The organism is Alphaproteobacteria bacterium (genome assembly GCA_019635875.1).
GTDB lineage: Bacteria > Pseudomonadota > Alphaproteobacteria > Reyranellales > Reyranellaceae > JAFAZJ01.
This window is the reverse complement of sequence record JAHBYP010000005.1, coordinates 352,016-372,588: the sequence shown is the minus strand read 5'-3', so window position 1 is coordinate 372,588 and position 20,573 is coordinate 352,016. Positions and strand designations below refer to the sequence as shown.

General features: G+C 68.4%; 13 protein-coding genes. 12 read left to right on the top strand and 1 reads right to left on the bottom strand.

Annotation, left to right across the window (positions count from 1 at the left end; translation table 11 throughout):
• Positions 1 to 98: 98 nt before the first annotated feature.
• The 7 genes from KF889_19790 to KF889_19760 all read left to right on the top strand — a co-directional run bounded on the left by KF889_19790 (position 99) and on the right by KF889_19760 (position 8,152).
• Positions 99 to 1,868: a type I secretion system permease/ATPase gene (locus KF889_19790; protein MBX3501689.1), complete on the top strand. Its 1,770-nt coding sequence runs from the start codon at positions 99 to 101 to the stop codon at positions 1,866 to 1,868.
• Between the two features lie 170 nt (positions 1,869 to 2,038).
• Positions 2,039 to 3,313, top strand: coding sequence for an HlyD family type I secretion periplasmic adaptor subunit (locus KF889_19785; protein ID MBX3501688.1), 1,275 nt, complete (start codon positions 2,039 to 2,041; stop codon positions 3,311 to 3,313).
• Between the two features lie 202 nt (positions 3,314 to 3,515).
• Positions 3,516 to 4,304 (top strand): enoyl-CoA hydratase/isomerase family protein, encoded by a 789-nt coding sequence (locus KF889_19780; protein ID MBX3501687.1) that lies wholly within the window; start codon positions 3,516 to 3,518, stop codon positions 4,302 to 4,304.
• Between the two features lie 11 nt (positions 4,305 to 4,315).
• A complete protein-coding gene (locus tag KF889_19775; protein MBX3501686.1) occupies positions 4,316 to 4,606 on the top strand; it encodes a hypothetical protein in 291 nt (96 codons plus the stop codon).
• 43 nt (positions 4,607 to 4,649) lie between these two features.
• A complete protein-coding gene (locus KF889_19770) occupies positions 4,650 to 5,129 on the top strand; it encodes a hypothetical protein (GenBank protein MBX3501685.1) in 480 nt (159 codons plus the stop codon).
• Between the two features lie 95 nt (positions 5,130 to 5,224).
• Positions 5,225 to 6,412: an SGNH/GDSL hydrolase family protein gene (locus KF889_19765; GenBank protein MBX3501684.1), complete on the top strand. Its 1,188-nt coding sequence runs from the start codon at positions 5,225 to 5,227 to the stop codon at positions 6,410 to 6,412.
• A gap of 132 nt (positions 6,413 to 6,544) precedes the next feature.
• Entirely contained in the window at positions 6,545 to 8,152 is a 1,608-nt protein-coding gene (locus KF889_19760; GenBank protein ID MBX3501683.1) for an NAD(P)/FAD-dependent oxidoreductase, read from the top strand.
• Between the two features lie 82 nt (positions 8,153 to 8,234).
• Here the strand turns inward: KF889_19760 and KF889_19755 are convergent, their stop codons facing one another.
• A complete protein-coding gene (locus KF889_19755) occupies positions 8,235 to 8,645 on the bottom strand; it encodes a carboxymuconolactone decarboxylase family protein (GenBank protein ID MBX3501682.1) in 411 nt (136 codons plus the stop codon).
• A 120-nt stretch (positions 8,646 to 8,765) separates the two neighbouring features.
• Here KF889_19755 and KF889_19750 point away from each other — a divergent pair, with 120 nt between their 5' ends.
• The 5 genes from KF889_19750 to glgB all read left to right on the top strand — a co-directional run bounded on the left by KF889_19750 (position 8,766) and on the right by glgB (position 20,569).
• Complete coding sequence (locus KF889_19750; protein MBX3501681.1) at positions 8,766 to 10,112, top strand: nucleotide sugar dehydrogenase; 1,347 nt, start codon at positions 8,766 to 8,768, stop codon at positions 10,110 to 10,112.
• A 265-nt stretch (positions 10,113 to 10,377) separates the two neighbouring features.
• Positions 10,378 to 11,865: a trehalose-6-phosphate synthase gene (locus KF889_19745; protein ID MBX3501680.1), complete on the top strand. Its 1,488-nt coding sequence runs from the start codon at positions 10,378 to 10,380 to the stop codon at positions 11,863 to 11,865.
• A 60-nt stretch (positions 11,866 to 11,925) separates the two neighbouring features.
• On the top strand, positions 11,926 to 15,132 hold the full coding sequence (locus KF889_19740) for a DUF3416 domain-containing protein (protein ID MBX3501679.1): 3,207 nt from the start codon (positions 11,926 to 11,928) through the stop codon (positions 15,130 to 15,132).
• On the top strand, positions 15,129 to 18,428 hold the full coding sequence (gene treS / locus KF889_19735) for a maltose alpha-D-glucosyltransferase (protein ID MBX3501678.1): 3,300 nt from the start codon (positions 15,129 to 15,131) through the stop codon (positions 18,426 to 18,428). Before KF889_19740 ends, treS begins: the two co-directional genes overlap by 4 nt.
• Positions 18,425 to 20,569, top strand: a complete 2,145-nt coding sequence (gene glgB / locus KF889_19730; protein MBX3501677.1) for a 1,4-alpha-glucan branching protein GlgB — start codon at positions 18,425 to 18,427, stop codon at positions 20,567 to 20,569. The genes treS and glgB overlap by 4 nt, the downstream gene beginning before the upstream one ends.
• Positions 20,570 to 20,573 lie beyond the last annotated feature (4 nt).

Genomic DNA, 20,573 nt, shown 5'->3' with positions numbered 1-20,573 from the left:
TGCCATCTGGATCAAGTTTCGTTGGCGTGCTATGTACTTGCCAGATTATTTTGGGTCATTAGGCAGCCATTGTGCGGCATCTGCCGCCGGCGGAGAGAATGAGTCGCAAGTCCAAGAAGACCGACGAGCTGGCCCGCGCGCTTCAGCTCTGCCGGCGTCACTTCCTGACCGCGGGCATCTTCAGCCTCGGCATCAACCTGCTCTACCTCGCCGCGCCGCTTTACATGCTCCAGGTCTACGACCGGGTGATCTCGAGTTCGAGCAAGAGCACGCTGGCGATGCTGACCATCGCCCTGCTGGTCGCCTTCATCACCATGGCCGGCCTCGACTGGGTACGCGCCCGCATCCTGGCGCGCGCCGGCATCCGGCTCGACCGGGTGCTGGGCGGCCGGGTGATGGCCGCCACCTTCGCCACCGCCAGCCGGGGCGACGTCGCCGGTAGCCAGCCGTTGCGCGATTTCGACACCTTCAGGCTGTTCCTGTCGGGCCAGGGCATCAGCGCCCTGTTCGACCTGCCATGGGCGCCGGTCTATGTCTTCGTGATCTTCATGCTGCATCCCTGGATGGGCGCCTTCGCGCTGGGCTGCGTGATCGTGCTGCTGTTGACCGCGGTGATCGGCGAGCATTTCGCGCGCAAGCCGCTGGCCGAGTCGACCGAGGCGGCCAACAAGAGCTACCGCTTCACCGAAACCAGCCTGCGCAACTCCGAGGTGGTGCAGGCCATGGGCATGATGCCCCGGCTGCTGGAGCGCTGGGGGCGCGAGCGCAATCGCATGATGGTGCGCCAGGATTCGGTGGCGGCGCGCATGGCGGCGACCGGCAGCTTCACCAAGATGCTGCGCCTCGCCATGCAGTCGCTGATCCTCGGCCTGGGCGCGTACCTCGTGATCGAGCGCTCCGCCACCATGGGCGCGATGTTCGCCGGCACGCTCCTGCTGGCGCGCGCCCTGCAGCCGGTCGAGCTGATCGTCGGCTCGTGGCGCACCATCGCCTCGGCGCGCGGCGCCTTCGAGCGCCTGAAGGGCCTGCTGGGCGCCAATCCGTCGGACGACGACAAGCTGTCGCTGCCGCGGCCGACGGGCCGCGTCGAGGTCCAGGCGGTGAGCTACGGCCTGCGCAACACCAGCCGCATCATCCTCAGCCGCGTCGACTTCGCCATCCAGCCCAGCGAGGTGGTCGGCGTGGTCGGCCCCTCGGGCTCCGGCAAGTCGACGCTTGCGCGCCTTCTGGTAGGCCTGATCGCGCCGTTCAGCGGCACCGTGCGCCTCGACGGCGCCGACCTGACCAAGTGGCCGCGCGACGAGCTGGGCCCGCATATCGGCTACCTGCCGCAGGACGTCGAGCTGTTCGCCGACACGGTGGCCAGCAACATCAGCCGCTTCCGCGACGGCGACGATTCCGGCGTGATCGACGCGGCGCAGCTGGCCGGCGTGCACGAGGCGATCCTGGCGCTGCCGGAGGGCTACGACACCCAGGTCGGCGAGGGCGGGGCGGCGCTGCCCGGCGGCCTGCGCCAGCGCATCGGCCTGGCGCGCGCCGTCTATGGCAGCCCCTGCCTGGTGGTGCTCGACGAGCCGAACTCCAACCTCGACAACGAGGGCGAGGCGGCACTGGCGGAATGCATCAAGCAGCTGAAGATGTGGGGCACGACGGTGGTCGTGATCTCGCATCGTCCGGCCGCGCTCAACGTCGTCGACAAGGTGCTGGTGATGAAGGACGGCACGGTGGCCGCCTTCGGCCCGCGCGACGAGGTGCTGAAGAAGATCACGCGGCCGGTGCAGGTCAAGGCCGCGCCGGCCGACCGCCAGGGCAAGCTGTCGGCCAAGCCGGCTGACGGCGGCCCGATCGCGGCGGAGGGCCGGCCGTGAGCGACAAGACCAAAACGCCGGCCCTGCCGGTGGCGGCGGAGCCGACCCGACGCCGGCAGCTCATCGTGCGCGACACCGGCGGCACCGAGGTCGATTTCCTGGCGCCCAAGAAGAAGCCGCTCAGCAAGCAGCAGGCCGAGCTGCTGGCCGAGAAGCCGCCCAGCGACTCGATGTGGGGCATCGCCACCGTGGGCTGGGTGATCGTGCTGCTGTTCTTCGGCGGCTTCGGCTACTGGGCCGCGACCGCGCCGCTGCATGGCGCCGTGGTCGCCACCGGCGTGGTCAAGGTCGAGGGCAACCGCCGGAGCCTGCAGCATCTCGACGGCGGCATCGTGCGCGAGCTGCGCGTCAAGGAGGGCGACCAGGTCGCGGTGGGCGACGTCGTGATCGTGCTCGACGACACCCAGGTGCGCGCCGAGTTCGAGGTCCTGTCGCGGCAGTTCCTCGTGCTGCGCGCCACCGAGGAGCGGCTCAAGGCCGAGCTCAAGCGCGCCGACGCCATGACGCTGCCCGCCGACCTCGTCCCGCACAACGACAACGTCGATTTCACCGCGGTGTGGACCGGCCAGCTCGACCAGTTCACCAGCCGGCGCGCGGCGCTGGAGGGCGCGCGCCAGGTGATCCGCGAGAAGATCGCCCAGCTCGAGCACCAGATCACCGGCGGCGAGGGGGCGGTGAAGTCCTACCGCACGCAGATCGCGTCGGTGAAGGCGGAGATGGAGGATATCAAGCCGCTGCTCGACAAGAAGCTGATCGCCCGGCCGCGCTTCCTGCAGCTGGAGCGCAGCGGCATCCAGCTCGAGGGCCAGCTGGCCGAGGCCCAGGCGGCGATCGCCAAGTCGCGGCAGGCGATCACCGAGCAGCACCAGCAGATCGCCCAGCTCGAGAACGACCGCATGACCGAGGTGACGCGCGACCTGCGCGACACCCAGGCCCGGCTGCTGGAGGTGCTGCCCAAGCTCGGCAACGCCAAGGCGGTGCTCAGCCGCATGGAGATCCGCTCGCCCTATGCCGGCCGCGTGGTCGCGCTCAACGTCTTCTCGGTCGGCGGCGTCATCGGCCGCGGCGAGAAGATCCTCGACATCGTGCCGACCGAGGACGCGCTGGTGATCGAGGCCCAGGTGGCGGTCGAGGACATCGCCGAGGTGCGGCCCAACATGCGCGCCGAGGTGCACCTGACGGCCTACAAACAGCGCATCACGCCGATGGTCAACGCCGACGTGGTGCAGGTCTCGGCCGACCGCCTGGTCGACCAGAAGAGCGGGCAGCCCTATTACGTCGCGCTGCTGCGCATCGACCAGCAGCAGCTCGCCGACCTGCCGCAGATCCAGCTCTATCCCGGCATGCCGGCGCAGGTGAACATCCCGACCGTCGAGCGCACCGCGCTGGACTACATCGTCGGCCCGCTGGTCCAGGCCTTTAGCCACTCCTTCCGCCAGCGCTGAAGTTCTTCCTTCCGCCGCTGGCGGGGGAAGGTAGGAGGTTCGGGCGCGTCCCGTGGTTTTCATTTGGCATGTCGGATGTATCGAGTGTATATTCGAGCTGATATTTTTGATTATATTCGCATCATAGGGCATTGCATGATCGAGATTTTCGGCTACAGCCCACTTGCGGTCGCGGGCTGAGCGAAGGAACGCCCGAACGCCGATGCCCACCTTCGCTCCGATCCCCTATGCCGGCGGCCTGATCCTCTCGACGCGGCGGCCGCCGGTGATGACGGTCATCCTGAACTCCGCCGAGACGCGCAACGCCTTCACCCGCGAGGGCGCCCTGGGGCTGGCGACGGCGCTGCGGGCGGCCGAGGCCGATCCCGAGATCGGTGCCGTGGTGATCACCGGCAGCGGCGGCAATTTCTGCTCCGGCGCCGATCTGTCGGACCTGACCGCCGCCAACGAGTACGTCCCTTGGGCCGGCGAGGGCGGGCCGCTGCACAGGCGGCTGGCCAAGCCGAGCATCGCCGCCATCGAGGGCTATGCCAGCGCCGAGGGGCTGGGCCTGGCCCTGCTGTGCGACATCCGGATCGTCGACGAGACCGCGACCTTCGGCGTCTTCGCCCGCCGGCTGGGCGTCACCGGCGACGGCACCGCCGGTCGCCTGCCCGGCGTCGTCGGCATCGGCCAGGCGATGGACATCCTGCTCACCGGCCGGGCCATCGGCTGCGACCGGGCCATGGCCATCGGTCTCGCGACCCGCAAGACCGCCAATGGCATGACGCGCGCCCTGGCCGAGAGGATCGCCCAGGACATCGCGTCCTTTGCGCCGATGTCGATCGCCGCCGACCGGCAGACCGCCTACGCCGCCGATGACGGCGACGTCGACGGCGCGCTCAGGCTCGAGGTCGAGACCTCGCAGGTCGTCTTCCATGAAGAGGGCCGGCCCAGGGTGAGCGAGCTGATCGATGTCGCGAGGCCAACGTCCAGGCTGGTCGTGGCGTAGGGGAGACCACCATGCCGATCTATGCCGCCGACACGGGTCGGTCGGGCGTCGCCATCTTCAACGCGCGCAGCGAGGCCGAGGCGGCAGCGACATGCCTGGAGCAATGGTTCCAGGGCATTCTTCGGAAATTCCTCCACGACGGCAGCCCTTTCGGGCGCGATCCCGCCCGCCCGCCGGCCATCCGCATCGCCAGCGACAGCGAGATGTCGCGATGGTGGGTGCACCAGCGCCAGCCGGGGGAGCACCATCTCGGGCACGGCGGCGATGTCGTCGTCGTGATCCTTCGCCGGCGCGGCGCCTGAGGCGGTATAGTCGGGCAGCGGAGGCGACGAGGGAGGCGACGCGGTGCGTGCTCGCGTCGGGGGATTGCGCCAGGCAGCGACGGCCTGTGCCATGGCGCTGTTGGCGGCCTGCGGCGATTACGAGCCGGTGGCGGCGCCGGCGAGCGCACCGGCGTCGGCCGACCCCGAGGTGACACTGCGCGACGTCGACCCGGCCTGCGTGCGCGCGCTGCTGCTCAGGGAAATGCTCGGCCAGGGCTTCACGGCGCGGCTCGACAGCGAGACGGCCCTGGTCGTCGGGCGGGTGAGGCCGGCGGCCCCCGATGGCCCGCTGACCCTGCGCCATGCACCGGCGCCGCCCGAGGAGGTGATCCGGTTCAATTTCGTGGCGCTTTCGCCGCGCGACCTGCGCATCGTCCTGCAGGCGGCGCTGGTGACGAACCAGGACACCGGGCTGGCGCGGGCCGAAATGGCGCGCTCCAGCGCCGCCGACGCCGCCGCCTTCGCGTCGAAGATGCAGGTCGCCGCCAGCCGCTGCCGGTGACAGATCCACCGTCTCGCCAACGGCGGAAGGCAATGCATTGACGCAATCCCCGACAGCGGAAACCATGGCAGCCGCATCGCGTGCTGGGGGAAGGCATGTCGACCATTCGGGTTCGACTGCGGGCCGGTGTCGTCGCGTATCCGTGGTCGTTTCTGCTCGCCGCAGTCCTGTTGGCGGGCGGCATCGGGCTGTTCGGGATCAATTCGCTGCTCGCCTGCGTCGGGCTGGCGGCCGCCGCCGCGTTCGCCCTGGCGATCCTGCCGATTCGTCCGCTGGCGCGAAACGTCGCCATCTCGATCGGCACGATCCTCGCCTGCCTGGCGGTGGCCGAGATGGCGCTGTACGCCGCGAAGGGCTCGCACACCGGCGACGCCAGCGCCGTCGTCCGGCACGATCCCGCGCCGATGTTCCTGCCGGCGCCGCTCGTCGGCTGGCTGCCGCAGGCGTCCACCACCGTGCGTGCGCTCTCCAGGCAGGGCGACCGGACGATCTACGACGCGCTCTACACGATCGATGCCGACCGTCGCCGGGTGGTGCCGGCGTCGAACCCCGACGGTGAGGTCGTGATCTTCCTGGGCGATTCCTTCGTCTTCGGCGATGGCGTCAACGACGACGAGACGTTGCCGCAACAGGTCGCGCTGGCGACGGGCGGGCGCTTTCGCATCGTCAATTTCGGGGTCAGCGGCCACAGCGCGAGCCAGGCCCTGACGCGCCTGGAGAACGGCGCGGTCGACGCCGCGATCGCCGGCGGCAAGGTGCGCCAGGTCTTCCTGTGGTTCGACGACGATCACCTGCTGCGCGACGGCGGCGACTACGCTCATTTCGGGCACTGGCGGCTGATGGCGCAGTACGAGCTGACGCCCGGGGGCCTGCGCATCGCCGGGCCGGCCGGCGCGGTGCGCGACGGGCGAAGCTGGATCGTGCGGCGCACGATGTCGGCCGTGCTGCGCTCGGAGATCGCCTTCATCGCCCGGCGCGTCCTGCGCGTCTCGCGCCAGCTCGCGCTGGCCGAGGCGCTGCTGTCGCAGATCCGGCGGACCGTGCGCGAGCGCTACGGCTGCGATCTCGTCGTCCTGTACTGGAGCAACGACCGCCTGTTCTATCACGACCGCGTCGCGGCGATGATCGCCCGGACCGGCTCGACCATGCTCGCCATCCAGCCGCTCTTCGCGCAGGCCGGCCTGGCGTTCGAGGATTTCCTCATTCCGGGCGACGGGCACGGCGGCGGCCGCTTCCATCGCTTCGTCGGCGAGGAGCTGGCGCTGCGCTTCCTGCGCCGCTGAGGACGACACGCACCGCTGCGGAATTCGCTTCCGCATCGGCATGCGGCAAAACGCAGCCCGTGCCGCGATGAGAGATTGCCGCCGGCGGGGCGGGGGTACAATCGGCGCCGGCAAGCGGCGTGGAGCGGGCACATGGACTACGAGGTCATCGTCATCGGCGCCGGCGTCGGCGGCATCTACCAGATCAAGCGGCTGGTCGATCTCGGCATCTCCGCCACCGTGCTCGAGGGCGGCGCCGATCTCGGCGGCACCTGGTACTGGAACCGCTATCCCGGCGCGCGTTTCGATTCGGAGAGCTACACCTACGGCTATTCCTTCTCGCGCGAGCTGCTCGACGAGTGGCACTGGAAGGAGCGCTTCTCCGGTCAGCCGGAGAATCTGCGCTACCTCAACTTCGTCGCCGGCAAGTTCGACCTGCGCCGGCACATGCAGTTCAATTGCCGGGTCGATGCCGCGCACTACGACGAGAAGGCCAACCTCTGGCGGCTGAGGATCAGCGATGGCCGCACACTGTCGGCCCGCTTCGTGATCCTCACCGTCGGCCTGCTGTCGATCCCGACACCGCCCCGGCTGGAGGGCATGGACGATTTCAAGGGCCACTCGTTCCACACCTTCCACTGGCCGCAGGAGCCGGTCGAGCTGGCCGGCAAGAAGGTCGCGGTGATCGGCACCGGCGCCACCGGCATCCAGGTGATCGGCGAGATCGCCGACAAGGTGGGCGAGCTGACGGTGTTCCAGCGCCGGCCCAACTGGAGCGCGCCTTTGGGCAACGGGCCGATCTCCGAGCGCGAGATGGCCGATATCCGCAAGCGCTACGACGAGATCTTCCAGGCCTGCGCGCGCTCGCCCGGCGGTTTCGAGCACGAGCCGGACCGCCGCGGCTTCTACGAGCTCACGCACGAGGAGCGGGTGAAGTTCTGGGACGGCCTCTACGGCAAGCCCGGCTTCGCCATCTGGCTGGCCAATTTCCGCGAGATCTTCACCAACGAGGAGGCCAACGCCGAGTTCTCGGAGTATATCGCCGGCCGCATCCGCCGGCGCGTGAAGGACCCGAACGTCGCCGAGAAGCTGATCCCGAAAGACCATGGATTCGGCGTGCAGCGCGTGCCGATGGAGACCAATTACTTCGAGGCCTACAACCGGCCCAATGTGCATCTGGTCGACATCAGCGAGACGCCGATCGTGCGCCTGACCGAGACCGGGCTGCGCACCAGCGAGCGCGACTTCGAGTTCGACGTCATCGTCTACGCCACCGGCTTCGACGCCATCACCGGCGCCTACGACCATATCGACATCCGCGGCGAGGGCGGCGTGACGCTCGCCGAGCGGTGGAAGGACGGGCCGAGCACCTTCCTCGGCATGATGGTGAGCGGCTTCCCCAACCTGCTGATGCCCTCGGGGCCGCAGAGCGGCTCGGCCTCGACCAACTACCCGCGCGGCATCGAGACCGGCGTGAACTGGTGCACCGATCTCCTGCGGCACATGCGCGCCCGGGGGTTGAGCCGCGCCGACGCCACGCCCGAAGCCGAGGCGCGCTGGACCGAGCACGTGATCCAGATGTACTCGATCATGCTGATGCGCAAGGCCAAGTCGTGGTTCACCGGGTACAATTCCAATATCCCGGGCCATGAGCACGGCCGCGTGCGCTACATGGTCTACAACGGCGGCGCGCCCAAGTACGTCCAGCGCATCAACGAGGTCGCGGCGAAGGACTACGAGGGCATCCGCTTCGTCGCGTAGGGAATCGGGCCCGTTTGTCATCCGAGCGCGGCGAGGGATCCAGGTCAGCCCTGGTTCCCTCGCTGCGCTCGGGATGACAGAACTAGGTCTTCGCCCGGTCGAGGGCGGCGAACTCCTCCATGGCGGCGCGCACCGCGGAGACCGCCGTCGGCACGCCGGCATAGATGCCGACATGCAGGAAGATCTCCTTGAGCTCCTCGCGCGTCAGCCCGTTGTTGATGCCCATGCGGATGTGCGACTTCAGCTCCTCGGTGCGGCCCAGCGCCGTGAGCACCGAGATGGTGATGATGCTGCGCGTGGCGCGCTCGAGCCCCGGCCTCGCCCAGACCGCGGCGAAGCAGTGCTCGAACAGGTACTGGCGCAGGTCGCGGGTCATCTCATGCTCGGCGGCCTGCTCCATGGCTGCCTGAGCCACCTTCGGCCCGCGCATCTCGAACCACACCTCGCGGCCCTTCCTGAAGGCCTCATTCTCGTCGAAGGCAAATTTGGTCACGATCGGTCCCTCCCGGCGATTGGATGCGGCCATGCTAGGGCAGGCGACTGCTTCGGTCGCACACAATCCTGATCGCCTGGCGGCGGTTCAGGTGGTATCTGACATCCGTGGCCAACCGCGATGAATGACAGTCTGGCTCCCCCGGCGCTGGCGCCCGCCGAAACCTTCCATGCCCGCACGGCGCGGATCGGCGTCATCGGTCTGGGATATGTCGGGCTGCCGCTGGCTGTCACCTTCGCCAGGCGGGGATTCTCCGTCCAGGGCCTCGATATCGACGGGGCTAAAGTCGATCGCCTGAACGCCGGCTCCTCCTACATAGGACGCATCTCCGACGACGATATTCGCGAGTTGCGCGCGGCGGGCACGCTGACGGCCACCGTCGACTTCGCCGCCCTTGCCGCCGTCGACGCGATCATCCTGTGCGTGCCGACGCCGCTTACGCCGCAGCGCGATCCCGACCTGTCGTTCGTGATCGGCACGTGCGAGTCCATCGCACCGCATCTGCGGCGCGGCCAGCTCGTCGTCCTGGAGTCGACGACCTATCCCGGCACGACGAACGAGATCGTGCGGCCGATTCTCGAGCGCGGCGGCCTGCGCGCGGGGGTCGACTTCTTCCTGGCCTATTCGCCGGAACGCGAGGATCCGGGAAACACGACGTTCGCCACCGCCGACATTCCGAAGATCGTCGGCGCCGACGATCCCGATTCGCTGCGGCTGGCCTGTGCGCTCTACGACCAGATCGTGCCGCGCACCATCCCGGCTTCCTCGCTGGCCACCGCCGAGGCGGTGAAGCTGACCGAGAACATCTTCCGCGCCGTCAACGTGGCGCTGGTCAACGAGCTCAAGGTCGTCTTCGAGGCGATGGGCATCGATGTCTGGGAAGTCATCGAGGCCGCCAAGACCAAGCCATTCGGCTTCATGCCGTTCTATCCGGGCCCGGGGCTGGGCGGCCACTGCATCCCGATCGACCCGTTCTATCTCACCTGGAAGGCGCGCGAGTTCGGCGTCGCGACGCGCTTCGTCGAGCTGGCCGGCGAGATCAACACCGCGATGCCGCAGCGCGTGGTCGCCCGCACGATCGAGGCGCTGAACGAGCATGGCGGACGGGCGGCCAGGGGCGCGCGCATCCTGGTGTTGGGCGTCGCCTACAAGAAGAACGTCGACGACACGCGCGAGAGCCCGTCCTTCAGGATCATGGAGCTGCTGGAACGCCACGGCGCGGAAGTCCTGTTTCACGACCCCTTCGTGCCGCAGATCCCGCCGATTCGCGAGCACGCGGCATTCGTCGGCCGGCGCTCGGTCGAGCTCAGCGAAACGATCCTGTCGGGCATCGACGCCACGGTCATTGCCACCGATCACGATGCCGTCGACTACCGCACAGTGGTGCGCTGCTCGCGCCTCGTCATCGACACGCGCAATGTCTGTGCGCGCCATGGCCTGTCCGGCCCGCGGATCGTCAAGGCGTGATCCATTGTCCGCGTGCAGGACCTCGACGGGCTCATATCCAGCACGGCCGTCGAAGCGCCGTTCCGGGACGGGATGATCCGGGCCAAGGGCCTGCTCAATTCACGGAGGATCCGAGACCCGGGATGGTCGGCCATCCACGGCTGCTTCCGGCACGATAGCCCCAGCGGCGCGGCCCACCAGCACGACAGCGCGTAATCGACCGGGCGTGGCAACTTGGCCCGAAGTGCGGCGTTCCCGTGAGGTCGGTCGGTCGGGGAAAGCCTCCATGCGTCTTGTTGTCGTTTCGGATCGTGTCCCCTCATCGCGCGGCGCGGAGAAGGCGGCCGCTGACGGGCGGGCAGTTGCGATCAAGGACTTGCTGCAGGAGCGCGGCGGCGTCTGGTTCGGCTGGAGCGGCGGGGTGGCGGAGGACGCCGACGGCCGATTGCGCACCACGCTCGATGACCGAGTCGAGTATCAGCAGGTCGATCTGACGCCGATCGATCGGCAGGAATACTATCTGGGCTTCGCCAACCGTGTTCTCTGGCCGGCCATGCACTACCGGTTGGGCCTCGCCGAGTTCTCGCGCAACGACTACGCGGGCTATCTGCGCGTCAATCGAAAGTTGGCAACGGCACTGATGCCTCTGTTGCGCAGTGATGACGTGATCTGGGTTCACGACTACCACTTGCTGCCCTTCGCCTCGATCCTGCGCGAGATGGGTGTGAAAAACCGTATCGGCTACTTCCACCATATCCCGTGGCCGCCGATCGAAGTGTTCGGTGCCGTACCGGCGTGCCGACAATTGCTTCGCGGCATGGCCGCATACGACCTCATCGGCGTGCAGACCACGACCGACGCGGGCAATCTGGTGCGCGGTTTGGTCGAGCAGAGGGGTGCGATCGAGAGTCGTGGCGGTCGCGTGCGGCTCGATGGGCGCACCATACGGATCGAGGCCTTTCCCGTCGGCATCGATACGCGCACATTCCGGCAATTCGCCGAGCGCGCCAGCATTCTGCCGCTGGTCCGCCGGGCTGCGCAGAGCCTGGGCAATCGACGGCTGGTGATCGGTGTCGATCGGCTTGACTACTCCAAGGGTATCGTCGAACGCATCGACGCCTTCGAGCAGTTCCTGCTCGCCCATCCGCAGCAGCGCGACCAGGCGGTGCTGTTGCAGATCACGCCGCCTTCGCGATCGGAGGTGCCGGGGTACGAAGCGCTGGCGCGCCAGATCGACCAGAGCATCGGTCGCATCAACGGCGCGCATAGCGGCCCCGACTGGGTGCCGATTCGTTTCGTAAAGCGTACCTTTTCGCGACAGGTGCTGGCCGGACTGTATCGCCACGCCGCGGTCGGCCTGGTGACACCGATGCGCGACGGCATGGGCCTCGTGGCCAAGGAATATGTCGCGGCACAGGACGCGGCCAATCCCGGCGTGCTCGTGCTCTCGCGCTTCGCTGGCGCCGCGCGCCAGATGCCGGACGCGCTGACGGTCAATCCCTTCGACAAAGTGGAGGTCGCCGAGGCCATCCACACCGCGCTCTGCATGCCATTGGAGGAGCGCCGGGTGCGTCACGCACGCCTGGTGGCCGACCTCGAGGCGCGCGATGTCGGGTGGTGGGCCCGGACCTACCTGGCCGCGCTGGCCCGCCAGAAGACGCGCGATGAGGCGCCGTTGCGACGGGTTGCAAAGAAAAACGTCCCGGCACCGCCGCGCGTGCCTGTCGGAAGCACCGCGCACGCACTCTCTCTGGCCGCCGCGTCAGCCAAGTAACCTGTCCACAAGGCGCCGCAGCCACGCAACCATTTGCGGCGTTCGGCGGTTATCTCTCCCATGTCAGAACGCCTGTCGCCGACCGGGCTCGCGAAACTTTATTACATCCATCCCGCACTTGCGGGGCCGGTAGATGCTTGGCCGGGCCATTTCCGGCGCGCGCGCGACATGGGTTTCGAGGCGATCTGCCTGCCGCCGCTGTTCCGGCATGTTCCGTCCGATCCCTTCCTCGCCGACGACCACGACCAGGCCGCCCTGGGCGGCGCACCCGAGGGGCAAGCCGGGCGACTTGCCGCCGCGTGCAAGGCGGCCGGGCTGCGTCTGGTAGTCGACATCGTGCTCGATCGCATCGCGACCACCCACAGGCTCGCCCAGGCCTTTCCTGACCGTTTCCGTCCGCTGAAGCTGTCGGGCGGGCTCGATCCGCGTGCGCGGGCGGACGGCCTGGTCGTATCGCTCGAGAGCTCTACCGTCGGCTGGTTCGCCGGCTGGTGGATCGAGCATCTCGGGCGGCTTGCAAGTGAGGGCGTCGCCGGGTTTCGCCTGCTGGGAAGCGACTCGCTGCCGACGGCGGCGCTGAAGGCGATCATCGACGGCGTTCCCGGTGCATCGCACCTGGCATGGACGCCCGGCATGGACTGGCCGCGGCTGGAGTCGCTGGCCGGCAGCGGTCTGGCCGGCGTGTTCGCGTCCGCCCCGTGGTGGGATGGCCGCGCCGGCTGGTACGCCGAGGAGCACGAGCGACTGCGCCGCATCGCGCCGGTCATTGTGCCGGCGGAGGTACCCTTTGGCGAACGCATCGCCGCGCGTGCCGCGACGTCACAGGCGCGCGCCATGCTGGCGCAACGCGCGCTGCGGATCGCGGCGGCGACTGGCAACGGATGGCTGGTGCCGATGGGCTTCGAGCGGCTGGCGACGCGCCGGGTCGATGCCCACTCCGTGCCGGCGGATCTTGGGGAGATGTCGGCCGGCGATGTCTCCGGTGACGTCAAGGCACTGGGCACGACATTTGCGCAGGCGCTCGCCCTGCGCGGACAGATGGTCAGCCTCAGCGGCGCCGGCGCCAGGGTCTCGTCCCTGGCGCGCGTCGACGCCCCTGATGTACGCGACGCGCGTCGGGGCGTCGCCGTCATCATCAACACCGATCTCGCCAATTCCTGGTCGGTCTCCGGCAGGGCGGCGCATCCCGCGATCGGGGAATTGGCGGCCAAGCATCCGATCACCACCCTCGAACCGGGCGAGGTTCGCGTCGTCGAGCTGGAACCGGCGAGGGCGGTCGTCCGGGCCGATGTCGCCGGCGATGTCCTGGCGGCGGTGTCGTCTGCCCGGATCGTCGTCGAGAATCTCGCGCCGGCCGTCGCCGGCGGTCCCTTTGCCGCCACGCGGATCGCCGGGCAGCCGGTTATCGCCGAGGCCGACGTCTACACCGATGGCCATGATCAGCTGCGGGCCGAGCTGCTCTGGCGCGCCGCCGACGAGCCGGAGTGGCGGCGCGTGCCGATGGCATTTCTGGGCAATGATCGCTGGCGCGCATCCTTCGTGCCGGTGCGAATCGGCCGGCACGAGTTCGCCGTCGAGGGGTGGTGGGACGAGTTCGGCTCGATTCGCCACGCCATCGAGGCGCGCCACGAGGCAGGCGTCGACGTCGCCGCCGACGTCGCCGATGCGCGCGCCTATCTGCAGATGCTGGCCGACCGCAACGTACCGTGCACGGCGGCGAAGTTCGCCGAAGTGCTGAACATGCTGTCGCAGGCGTCGGGCGAGGTGATGGTAAAGGCCTTGCTGTCGCCGGCGATGCGCGAGCTGGTCGATATCGCCGATCCGCGTGCCTTCGCCGCCCGCAGCGCACCGGTAGCGCTGGATGTCGAGCGGCGCGAAGCCGGGTTCGCCAGCTGGTACGAGCTCTTCCCGCGCTCGCTCACCCGCGACGAGCGGCGTCATGGCACTTTCGACGACGTCGTCGCCGCCCTGCCGCGCATCCGCGCCATGGGCTTCGACGTCCTCTATTTCCCGCCGATCCATCCCATCGGGGCGCGCAACCGCAAGGGCCGCAACAACTCGCTGAACGCGCAGCCCGGTGATCTCGGCAGTCCCTATGCGATCGGCGGCGAGGAGGGTGGCCACGACGCCATCCATCCAGCCCTGGGTACGCCGGCGGATTTCCGGCGGCTGGTGGCGGCAGCGCGTGCGCAGGGGCTGGAGATCGCCCTCGACTTCGCCATCCAGTGCTCTCCCGACCATCCCTGGCTGCGCGACCACCCGGAATGGTTCAGGCGCCGGGCCGACGGCACGATCAAGTATGCCGAGAATCCGCCGAAGAAGTACCAGGACATCCACAATGTCGACTTCTACGCGCCCGGCGCCGTGCCCTCGCTGTGGCTGGCGCTGCGCGACGTGGTGCAGTTCTGGGTCGACGAGGGCGTACGCATCTTCCGCGTCGACAACCCTCACACCAAGCCGCTGCCGTTCTGGCAGTGGATGATCGCCGACGTGCGCGGCCGTCATCCCGACGTGATCTTCCTGTCGGAGGCCTTCACGCGGCCGAAGATGATGTACCGCCTGGCCAAGGTCGGCTTCACCCAGTCCTATACCTACTTCACGTGGCGCAACACCAAGCGCGAGTTGACGGAGTACCTGACCGAGCTGACGACAACCGAGGTGGCCGAGTTCTTCCGGCCCAACTTCTTCGTCAACACGCCCGACATCAATCCGGTGTTTCTGCAGACCTCTGGCCGGCCCGGCTTCCTGATCCGCGCCGCGCTGGCCACGACGTTGTCGGGCCTGTGGGGCATGTATTCCGGCTTCGAGCTGTGCGAAGGCGCGCCGCTGCCCGGGCGAGAGGAATACCTCGACTCCGAGAAGTACCAGATCCGCGTCCGCGACTTCGACGCGCCCGGCAACATCGTGAGCGAGATCACGACGCTCAACCGCCTGCGGCGCGCCCATCCGGCACTGCAGAGCCATCTCGGGCTGCGCTTCTACAACGCCTTCAACGACCAAGTGCTGCTCTACGGCCGCTTCACCGAGCCGCGCGAGGACATGATTCTCGTCGCCGTCAGTCTCGAGCCGAATGTCGCGCAGGAAGCGACCTTCGAGATCCCGCTCTGGGAATGGAATCTGCCGGACAGCGGGACGCTCGAGGTCGAGGACTTGCTGACCAATCGGCGCTTCACATGGACCGGCAAGTTGCAGCGCCTGCGGCTGGATCCCCAGGTGCTGCCCTACGCCCTGTGGCGCATATCGCCCGTTGGCGGAGCAGCGCCATGAACGTGCCCGTTGCACCGCTTGCTCCGTCCCGGGCGCTGACGCGCGAAAGCAGCGCGAGGGATCCACTCTGGTACAAGGACGCGATCATCTACCAGCTCCACGTCAAGTCGTTCGCGGATTCGAACAACGACGGCATCGGCGACTTCCCCGGCCTGATCTCCAAGCTCGACTATCTTGCCGACCTCGGCGTCAACACGCTGTGGCTGCTGCCGTTCTACCCCTCGCCGCGGCGCGACGACGGTTACGACATCGCCGACTATCGCAACGTGCATCCAGAGTACGGTGTGATGGCCGACGTGCGCCGGTTCATCGCCGCGGCGCACAAGAAGGGGATGCGCGTGATCACCGAACTGGTGATCAACCACACCTCGGACCAGCATCCCTGGTTCCAGCGCGCCCGCAAGGCCAAGCCGGGTTCGGTGTTCCGCGACTTCTACGTCTGGTCCGATACCGACGAGAAATACAGGGGCACGCGCATCATCTTCCTCGACACCGAGCGCTCCAACTGGACCTGGGATCCGGTGGCCCGGGCCTATTTCTGGCACCGATTCTACTCGCACCAGCCCGACCTCAACTTCGACAATCCCAAGGTGGTCGAAGCGGTGCTGTCGGTGATGCGTTTCTGGCTCGACATCGGTGTCGACGGGCTCAGACTCGACGCCGTGCCCTACCTGGTCGAGCGCGAAGGCACCATCAACGAGAACCTCCCGGAGACGCACGCCATGCTCAAGCGCATCCGCGCCGAGCTCGACGCGCGCTATCCCGATCGCATGCTGCTGGCCGAGGCCAACCAGTGGCCGGAGGACACCAAGGACTATTTCGGCCAGGGCGACGAATGCCACATGGCGTTCCATTTCCCGCTGATGCCGCGCATGTACATGGCACTGGCGCGCGAGGACCGCTTCCCGATCACCGACATCATGCGCCAGACACCGCAGATCCCCGACAACTGCCAGTGGGCGATCTTCCTGCGCAATCACGACGAACTGACCCTGGAGATGGTCACAGACTCGGAGCGCGACTATCTCTGGCAGACCTACGCCACCGACCGGCGCGCGCGGATCAACCTCGGCATCCGCCGTCGCCTGGCGCCGCTGCTCGAGCGCGACCGTCGGCGGATCGAGATGCTGAACTGCCTGCTGCTGTCGATGCCCGGCGCGCCGGTTATCTACTACGGCGACGAGATCGGCATGGGCGACAATATCCGTCTGGGCGACCGCGACGGCGTGCGCACGCCCATGCAATGGTCGCCGGACCGCAACGGCGGCTTCTCGCGCGCCGACCCGGCGGCGCTGGCGCTGCCCTCGATCATGGATCCTCTCTACGGCTACGACGCGGTCAACGTCGAGGCGCAGACCCGCGATCCGCATTCGCTGCTCCACTGGATGCGCCGCATGCTGGCGATTCGCCGCCAGCATCCGGCCTTCGGTCGCGGCACGCTGCGTTTCCTATACCCGCGCAACCGCAAGGTGCTGGTCTACCTGCGCTGCCACGAGGACGAGACCATCCTGTGCGTGGCCAACGTCGCGCGCACGCCGCAGGCCGTGGAGATCGATCTCTCGGAGTTTGTCGGTCATGTGCCGGTCGAGCTCAGCGGCGGCTCGCTGTTTCCGCCGATCGGCCAGCTTACCTACCTGCTGACCCTGCCGCCCTACGGCTTCTACTGGTTTGTGCTGGCTCCGGCCGGTGAGCCGCCGTCGTGGCACACGCCCGCTCCCGAGCCGCTGCCGGACTATGTCACCATCGTGCTGCGCGACGGGCTGGAGGAGTCGCTGCTCGAGTCGCCGGCGCTGCGCGACGCGCTGCCGGCCTACCTCGCCAAGCGGCGCTGGTTCGCCGCCAAGGACCAGGCCATCAAGTCGGCGCGGCTGGCGAGCGTGACCCGGGTGCCCGATGGCGAGCGCACCCTTCTGCTGGCGGAGATCGCGGCACAGACCGACGGCGGCATCAGCCGCTGGCTGCTGCCGCTCTCCATCCTGTGGGAGGACGAGCCGCAGGCCGCCTTGCCGACGCAGCTTGCCGTCGCGCGAGTCCGCAAGGGCCGACGCGTCGGGCTGCTGACCGATGCCTTCGCGCTGCCGGACTTCGCGCTGCACGTGCTGTCGGCGATGGCCGACGGCACGCGGCTGAAATCCTCCGATGGCGAGATCGTCTTCGACGCGACGCCGGGCATGGAGGACGTACTCAGGCGCGCGCCCGACGCGACGGTGATGTGGCTGACGGCGGAGCAGTCGAACTCGTCGCTGATTGTCGACGACGCGGCGATGCTCAAGATCTTCCGTCGCGTCTCGGCGGGCGAGCATCCCGAGGCCGAGATGAGCCGCCATCTGACGCGGCAGGGCTTCGCCAACGCCCCGCCGCTGCTGGGCGAGGTGGTGCGCGTCGGCGAGGATGGCGCGCGCCACTCACTGGCGGTGGCGCAGGCTTTCGTGCGCAACCAGGGCGATGCATGGACCTGGACACTGAACCACTTCAACCGCGTCCTCGATGATCTGGCGACGCACGAGGCCAGCGAGGAGGCGCGCGCCGACAAGGCCCAGGACTACTACGATGTCGCCGCCAACATCGGCCGCCAGCTCGCGACGATGCACAGCATTCTGGCGCGACCGAGCGACAACGAGGCCTTCGCGCCGGTGCGCGCCTCGAGCAAGGACATTTCGGTCTGGATCAAGCGTACCGGGTCGCTGCTTGACTCCGCGTTCAGGGCCATCGCCAACCGCATTCGCGGCGATGATCCGGCGCTCGAGGCGGCGGCTGACCGGCTGAGGAAGCAGCGCGCCGCGCTCCTCAAAGCGGCCGCCGAGCTGGCGCGCCGGGGCGAGGGCACGCTGATGACGCGCGTCCACGGCGACTTTCATCTTGGCCAAGTGCTGGTGGTGAGCGGCGACGCCTACATCATCGACTTCGAGGGCGAGCCCGGCCTGCCGCTGGCGCAGCGGCGCGCCAAGTCGAGTCCACTGATCGACGCGGCGGGCCTTCTGCGCTCGCTCGACTACGCCGTTGGCGCGGTCACGGACCCGAAGAACCTCGTCGCCGCACGACTGAGCATGGCCGCGCGTGACGCGTTCATTGCGCGCTTGCGTGCCGGCGCGGAACGCGCCTTCCTCGAGGCCTATCGCGAGGGTGTGAACGACCTGCCGAATATCGGCGGCGACGCGCTGCTCGACTTCTTCCTCCTGCAGAAGGCTGCCTACGAGATCGGCTACGAGGCGGCGAATCGGCCGACCTGGCTGCACATACCGCTGCACGGCCTGTCTCGGCTCGCCGATCGTCTCGTGCTGGAGGTCGCGGCGTGAGCGCGGCCTCGCAACCGCGCGCCGGCGCCGCGATCGACCCCGCGCTCCTGCTGCGCGAACCTTTCGCCTTCCTCGGCCCGCACGACGGCGTGGTGCGTGCCTATCTGCCGGGCGCGCGCGATGTCGAGGTGCTCAGGCGCGGCGACCGGGCGCCGATCGGTCGGCTCACCGAGACGCAGACTCGCGGCCTGTTCGAGGGCGGCGTCACTGATCGCGCACCCTACCTGCTGCGCGTCGCCTGGCCGGATGCGATGCAGGAAACCGAGGACCCGTATGCGTTCGGCCTGCTGCTGGGCGATGTCGACCTGCATCTTTTCAACGAAGGCCGCCATTTCGAGATGGGTCGAGTCTTCGGCGCCCAGCCGATGCAGGTCGACGGCGTCGCGGGCGTGCGCTTCGCGGTATGGGCGCCCAATGCCGGCCATGTCTCGGTGATCGGCGACTTCAACAGCTGGGACTCGCGCCGCCATCCCATGCGGCTGCGCCATCCGGCGGGGGTCTGGGAGCTCTTCGTGCCACGCGTCGCGGCGGGTGCGCGCTACAAGTACGACATCGTCGGCGCCGGACAGAAGGCCGATCCGATCGCGCGCCACAGCGAGACGCCGCCCGGCACCGCCTCGGTCGTCGCCGCGCCGCTCGACTGGCACTGGCAGGACGAGGCGTGGATGGCGGGGCGCGGCGCGCGCCAGTCGCCGGCGGCGCCGATCTCGATCTACGAGGTCCATCTGGGTTCGTGGATGGCCGGCCTCGACTGGGATCGGGCGGCGGAGAAGCTGATTCCCTATGTGCGTGACATGGGCTTCACCCATGTCGAATTGCTGCCGATCACCGAGCATCCCTTCAGCGGCTCCTGGGGATACCAGCCGATCGGCATGTTCGCACCCACCGCGCGCTTCGGCACCCCCGAAGGCTTCGCGCGCTTCGTCGACGCGCTGCATCGGGCGGGCATCGGCATCCTGCTCGACTGGGTGCCGGCGCACTTCCCCTCCGACGCGCATGGACTGGCGCGTTTCGATGGCACGGCGCTTTACGAGCATCAGGACCCGCGCGAAGGTTTCCATCGCGACTGGAACACGCTGATCTACAATTTCGGCCGGCGCGAGGTGCAGGGCTTCCTGATTGCCAGCGCGCTCTACTGGCTGGAGCAGTTCCATGTCGACGGCCTGCGCGTCGATGCCGTGGCCTCGATGCTATACCGCGACTACAGCCGCGCCCATGGCGAGTGGATTCCCAACGTCCATGGCGGGCGCGAGAACCTCGAGGCGGTGTCGTTCCTGCAGCACCTCAATGCCGTTGTCGCCGAGCGCTGCCGCGGCGCGATCATGATCGCCGAGGAATCGACGGCCTGGCCGGGCGTGACGCGGCCGACGACGGAGCAGGGGTTGGGCTTCCACTACAAATGGAACATGGGCTGGATGCACGACACGCTGCGCTATGTGTCGCGCGATCCGGTGCATCGCCGGTGGCACCACGACGACGTCACCTTTGGCCTGCTCTACGCCTTCTCCGAGCAGTTCATCCTGCCGCTCTCGCACGACGAGGTGGTGCACGGCAAAGCCTCGCTGCTGGGCAAGATGCCGGGAGATCGCTGGCAGCGCTTCGCCAATCTGCGCGCCACGCTGGGGCTGATGTGGATGCATCCCGGAAAGAAGCTGCTGTTCATGGGCGGCGAGCTGGCGCAGCCGGGCGAGTGGAACCACGACAGCAGCCTGGACTGGCGCCTGCTCGACGAACCGGATCACGCCGGTGTTCAGCATCTGGTGCGCGACCTCAACGCGGTCTATCGCCGTGAGCCGGCGATGCATCGGCTCGACGGCGACGGGCGCGGTTTCCGCTGGTTGATCGGCGACGATCGTTCCAACTCGGTCTTCGCCTTCCTGCGCAGCGGCAAGCACGGCGACAGGCCTGTGCTGGTGGTGTGCAACATGACGCCGGCGCCGCGATACGCCTACAGCGTCGGCGTGCCGCGGGCCGCGCGATGGCGCGAGATCATCAACACCGACTCGCGCTTCTATGGGGGCAGCGACATGGGTAATGCCGGCAGCATCACCGCGGACACCGTGGCCGCGCATGGCGAGGCGCAGTCGCTGAAGCTCACCCTTCCGCCACTGGCGGTGATCGCGCTGCGGCCCGAGGACTGAACCC

Excerpts from the sequence above, each read along its gene's own strand:
- KF889_19740 (MBX3501679.1), top strand. The coding sequence starts at position 11,926 with ATGTCAGAACGCCTGTCGCCGACCGGGCTCGCGAAACTTTATTACATC.
- KF889_19745 (MBX3501680.1), top strand. The coding sequence starts at position 10,378 with ATGCGTCTTGTTGTCGTTTCGGATCGTGTCCCCTCATCGCGCGGCGCG.
- KF889_19790 (MBX3501689.1), top strand. The coding sequence starts at position 99 with ATGAGTCGCAAGTCCAAGAAGACCGACGAGCTGGCCCGCGCGCTTCAG.
- KF889_19765 (MBX3501684.1), top strand. The coding sequence starts at position 5,225 with ATGTCGACCATTCGGGTTCGACTGCGGGCCGGTGTCGTCGCGTATCCG.
- KF889_19780 (MBX3501687.1), top strand. The coding sequence starts at position 3,516 with ATGCCCACCTTCGCTCCGATCCCCTATGCCGGCGGCCTGATCCTCTCG.
- KF889_19760 (MBX3501683.1), top strand. The coding sequence starts at position 6,545 with ATGGACTACGAGGTCATCGTCATCGGCGCCGGCGTCGGCGGCATCTAC.
- KF889_19775 (MBX3501686.1), top strand. The coding sequence starts at position 4,316 with ATGCCGATCTATGCCGCCGACACGGGTCGGTCGGGCGTCGCCATCTTC.
- KF889_19785 (MBX3501688.1), top strand. The coding sequence starts at position 2,039 with ATGTGGGGCATCGCCACCGTGGGCTGGGTGATCGTGCTGCTGTTCTTC.
- treS (MBX3501678.1), top strand. The coding sequence starts at position 15,129 with ATGAACGTGCCCGTTGCACCGCTTGCTCCGTCCCGGGCGCTGACGCGC.
- KF889_19750 (MBX3501681.1), top strand. The coding sequence starts at position 8,766 with ATGAATGACAGTCTGGCTCCCCCGGCGCTGGCGCCCGCCGAAACCTTC.